Below are 4,751 nucleotides of genomic sequence, written 5' to 3' on the forward strand. Positions count from 1 at the left end.
CGTCTCCCCCCTTTTCCATGACGAGCTTGCTGTCCAGGATCCCGAGGCCGGGGTGCGAGAGAATCGGGACGATCGAGGGCTGCGGGGCTTTCGTACGGATCACCACCGTCCGCGGGTCCGGCGCGAGCACCTCCTGCACGCCATCGAAGAGGAAGATGGTGTTGGCCTTGAGGTTGAGGATGCGGTCGAACGACCATTTCACGTCCGCGGACGTCAGCTCGTTGCCGCTCGCGAACTTAACCCCGGATCGGAGCGAGAAGGTATACGTCCGCCCGTCGGCGCCGACCTTCCAAGCCGTCGCCAGGAGCGGTTTGGGTGCTTTCAGGTCCTCCGCCTCGAACGTAACCAGGGTGTCGTAGGTCACCTTCTCCATCATCATCCCGGTCACTTCGATGGTCCGGCCGGGATCCTGGGTCCGGATGTTCGAAAGGTTGGTGCCGACGAGCAACGTCTTGCTGTCCCCGGCCGGCGCGGCGCGCACACCTCGGAACGGCAGCGTGTGGACCGCCACGGCAAGCCCGGCTCCACCACCAACGGCCTGAAGAAAGGTCCGGCGGCTCAGACGCCTCATGTGAGGTCTCCCTCCTCGGTGCGGGATGGTGCGTTACCTTCTCATTCAGGGAGACCCTTTCCTGTCGTGTCTTGGCTGTCAGCCTTCGCGGCCGGTAGGGCTCTCGGGGGCGTGCGGACGGTACCGGGTCATGATCGCCTGCAACTCGTCCAGCGGGAGCGCATCTACGGTCCCTTTGAACCCCACCATCGTCTCAGCGGCGGTGAGCGCGTTGAGAATCGATTCTTCCACTGCTTCCGCCGCGCCCTCGAAAAAGGGATCGAGATGCTGGTGCGGCAACATCTGGAGCGCGTGCGGGCTCTGGGCGTCCACGGGCAAGTGGTTCCCCGTGGCGAACGCGAGGAAGATATCACCGCTCGAGTTGAAGCCGATTCCGCCGACCCGCGCCAACCCGACAGTGGCCCGCTGGGCGAGACGCTTGCACTGGCCGGGCAGCAAGGGCGCGTCCGTCGCCACGATGACGATGATCGACCCTTTGGGGGACGGGGCCGTCCACCGAGACTCCAGCTCTCGCCCGACCGGCACGCCGTCCACCCGGAGGTGACGCATCGCGCCGTAATTGGCCTGGACCAGGGCGCCCACCACGTGGCTTCCTGCCCGGCTCTCGACCACCCGCGATGACGTCCCGATCCCGCCCTTGAACCCGTGGCACCGCATCCCCGTGCCGCCACCCACGTTTCCCTCAGCGACGTGACCTCCGGCTGCCGCCGCGAGAGCCTCGTGGGCGTGTTCTGTCGAGACATGAAACGCGTCGATGTCGTTGAGCCATCCATCATAGGTCTCCGCCACGACGGGAAGCGTGAACCCCTTGACGTACCCATGGTCAACGCCGAAGGCCACGAGCGCGTCCCGCACGACCCCCACCGCGTGTGTGTTCGTGATGCCGATCGGACCATTCAACATTCCCGATTCTTCCAGCCAGAGGAGCCCCGTCATCTCGCCGTTGCCGTTGAACGAATGGAACCCGGCAAACGCGTGGTCCTCCCAGATGGCTCCCTCTCGAGGGACCACCATGGTGACCCCCGTCCGGGCCATCCGCGGGGCATCCCAGATCAACGTGCGGTGACCGACCAGTACCCCCGGCACGTCAGTGATGGCATTGTGCGGGCCGGTGGGCATCCGCCCGATGGTGATCCCCAAGTCTCGCACACGCACTCGCGCCATCGTACCTCCTCCCTATGATGGGGCCTCCGAGTCACGCAGTTCCGGAATGATCCACAGGGGCGGCCGGCCCTGCTCCATGCGCATGATGTTCGAGAAGCCGTTGGCGAACCGCCTGGGCCAGCTCTCGCGCGTCGGGCCCGCAACGTGCGGCGTGGCAATGACCCTGGGGCCCAGCGCGAGAAGCGGGTGATCCGGCGGAGGCGGTTCCTTCGTGAAGACGTCCAAGCCCGCCCCGCGGAGACGGCCCGACCGAATGGCGTCCGCCAGGGCCGTTTCGTCCACGAGTCCTCCACGGCTCGTATTGATGAGGACGGCGCCGGGCTTCATGATCTCGAAGACACGGCGGTCCACCAGGCCTCGCGTCTGGTTGGTGAGAGGGGCGTGGAGGCTGAGGATATCGGCGTTCGACACGAGCGTGTCAAAAGGGACGAAGACCGCGCCGAGGTCCTTCTCGATCGCCTCAGGAAGGCGAAGGAGATCGTAGTAAAGCAGCCGCGCCCCAAAGGCACGCACGCGCCGCGCCACTTCTTGCCCGATGTGACCCATGCCGACGAGCCCGACCGTCTTGCCGAACAACTCCAGGACGACCAGGCCGGCCGGATGTCCTGAGCGCAGGCCTGCATCACACGCCGTCAGGTTCTTCAGCACGGCGAGCATCAACATCACGGTGTGCTCCGCCACGGCGATCGCGTTGGCGCCCCCGTTTCCGGCGACGAGGACGCGGTACTTTCGGAGCGATGCGATATCCAGTTTCTCGTACCCGGCGCTGAGCAATTGCACGAGGCGCAGAGCCCCCATCTGCGCGTAGACTCGTGGGGATGGCTCGCGACGGACGAACCCCATCAGATAGTCCGCGGATTCCAAGCGATCGATCAGGTCATCCTCCGAAGCCTCGGCGGGGACCCACGTCAAGGTCAGTTCGGGGGGCTTCGCCCGGAGCGCCTCGGCCTGCAAGGCCTCGCTGAGGCTCGGCCACATCGCCACCCTGCCCATCTTGATCAGCCTCCGCACACTGACTGCACCGGCTAGCGAACCGGGATGTTCAGCAATACCACCCAGTACTGCAGCGACTGGAGGCCGAATCCGGAAAGGACCAGCAGGGCGCCGAAGGCGCCGAGCCGTCGTTCCGGCAGATGATCTGCCCACCATTCAACGAACGGGCTCATAGTCCCCACAATCCCGCCGACGATCGCGACGATGAGTCCGATCTTCAACCCAAAGAGGGGGCCGATCATTCGTTCTTGGGTCAGGGCGCCGGCCAGCACTCCCGCCACCCCGATGAGGAGCCCCCGCACACACGTCGCCAGGAGTTTCTCCCGGCTGAAGCGGGGCCGCGCGACCGGATGGTACTCATCGGACGGGGAGAACCTGAACGCATAGGCCGTGATGAGACCGATCGCGGCGAAGAGGCCGAACATCGTGCCGAATCTGATCCCAAACGTCCATCCCCCCGCCATACCCGGAACCAGACCCCGGAAGAGCGCGAACGGGACGGTCGTCAACAGCGTGGGGCGTCGCCCCTCGGGACTGGCGCTGGCGCGCCAAAACTCCAGCCCAAGGGCGATGCCGAGTCCGGACCCTGCGATGAGGCCAAACCTCAAGCCCAACGGCAGCCCGAATCCCAGACCGAAGACGAGGCTGTATGTCACGATCCTCGTGATGAGTCGGAGTGGTCCCTTCCGGCCTCCGAGCAGATCATAGGCGAGGTAGAGACCGCCCATGAGATCTAACAGGATCCCAGCGAGGTTAATGGCAGCGAGCGTGTGGCGGTCCATAATGGCCCCATTGTACTCTTGGAAATGGCCCTTCAATATGCCCATTATACGCGCTACCATAGAACCGAAGGACGATGAACCAGGGAAGGTGAGCACGCTCATGGGCATCCTTGCCGAAGATATGAAGCGGGTGGTGCGGGAGCAGCGGTTGGGCTACGTGGCCACCGTCTGCCCGGATGGCACGCCAAACCTCTCTCCCAAGGGGACGACGGCCGTGTGGGACGACGATCATCTCGTCTTTGCCGACATCTGCTCCCCCGGGACGATCGCCAATCTTGCGAAGAACCCCGCGCTCGAGATCAACGTCGTCGACCCTATCGCGCGCAAGGGATACCGATTCAAGGGATCGGCGACCGTAGTCACCGAGGGCGCGTTGTTCGATCGGATCATAACTTACTATCGACGTGAGCATGGCCTCGCCGATGGGATCGCCGAGAGGATCCGCCATATCGTTGTCGTGAAGATTGAGCGAGCGCTTCCGCTCGTCTCTCCTGCATACGATGATGGGACAACGGAAGGCGATGTGGTGAGAAAGTGGAGTGCCTACTACGGCACCCTGCGTCCGAATCGATCACCTCGGTAAGCAGCGGAGGAGCGGCGCCGCTGCGAAGAGAATGAGGGGCCGATAATTTCGTTAGATGACGAAAGCTCCCGGGGCACGCGGCCCGGCTCGTGTGAGGAGAGAGGATGAAGGCGCAGACGAAAGATGACAGGTTCAACCGGGTCGACCGGCACAGGGCGTTGATGGACGTGGTCCGCAACAGAATGACAAATCGGGCGTTCGCCCCGTACGACGTCCCGACAGAGCATTACGAGATGATCCTGGAAGCCGCCCGGCATGCCCCATCGGGGGCAAACGCGCAGCCATGGCACTACATCGTGGTCACCGACCCCGCGATCAAGGCCCAGCTCGGCGAACGCTTCGTGCAGGAGCAGCTCCAACGGGCCCGGCTGGGGATGAAATTCCCGACGCCCAACTACAAGGGGATGAAGACCGCCCCGGGCCTCATCGTCGTCGTGGCGGATTTCAGGTTCATCCGCGCGTTTCCGGTCCTCAGCGACGGATCGGATCTGGACCGCCGGTACAAGGCGAATGCGGAGCGCATCCTGCTGCAGAGCGTGGCGGCCTCCACGATGTGCGCCCATCTGGCTGCCGCCGCGCTCGGCTACGCGGTGTGGTGGGTCAGCGCCATCGGGCAGGAGGAGATTCAGAAAGAGTTCAAGCCGATCTTGGGCGTACC

Annotated in this window: 6 protein-coding genes; 2 read left to right on the forward strand and 4 right to left on the reverse strand. The window is 64.4% G+C overall.

The window, feature by feature from the left end; translation table 11 throughout:
- From VFP86_20580 to VFP86_20595, 4 genes are all read right to left on the reverse strand, one after another.
- Positions 1-571: ABC transporter substrate-binding protein (locus VFP86_20580; GenBank protein ID HET9002046.1), on the reverse strand; the 571-nt coding region annotated here is incomplete at its 3' end.
- A gap of 78 nt (positions 572-649) precedes the next feature.
- Complete coding sequence (locus tag VFP86_20585) at positions 650-1,726, reverse strand: P1 family peptidase (GenBank protein HET9002047.1); 1,077 nt, start codon at positions 1,724-1,726, stop codon at positions 650-652.
- A gap of 21 nt (positions 1,727-1,747) precedes the next feature.
- The gene (locus VFP86_20590) at positions 1,748-2,728 is read right to left on the reverse strand and encodes a 2-hydroxyacid dehydrogenase (protein HET9002048.1); all 981 of its coding nucleotides are present in this window, start codon (positions 2,726-2,728) and stop codon (positions 1,748-1,750) included.
- A 32-nt stretch (positions 2,729-2,760) separates the two neighbouring features.
- Positions 2,761-3,555, reverse strand: a complete 795-nt coding sequence (locus VFP86_20595; GenBank protein ID HET9002049.1) for a hypothetical protein — start codon at positions 3,553-3,555, stop codon at positions 2,761-2,763.
- A gap of 43 nt (positions 3,556-3,598) precedes the next feature.
- Here VFP86_20595 and VFP86_20600 point away from each other — a divergent pair, with 43 nt between their 5' ends.
- Together VFP86_20600 and VFP86_20605 are read left to right on the forward strand one after the other, a co-directional pair.
- Positions 3,599-4,093 (forward strand): pyridoxamine 5'-phosphate oxidase family protein, encoded by a 495-nt coding sequence (locus VFP86_20600; GenBank protein ID HET9002050.1) that lies wholly within the window; start codon positions 3,599-3,601, stop codon positions 4,091-4,093.
- 104 nt (positions 4,094-4,197) lie between these two features.
- A partial coding sequence (locus VFP86_20605) for a nitroreductase family protein (protein HET9002051.1) occupies positions 4,198-4,751 on the forward strand: 554 nt, incomplete at its 3' end.

The organism is bacterium, assembly GCA_035703895.1.
Classification (GTDB): domain Bacteria; phylum Sysuimicrobiota; class Sysuimicrobiia; order Sysuimicrobiales; family Segetimicrobiaceae; genus Segetimicrobium.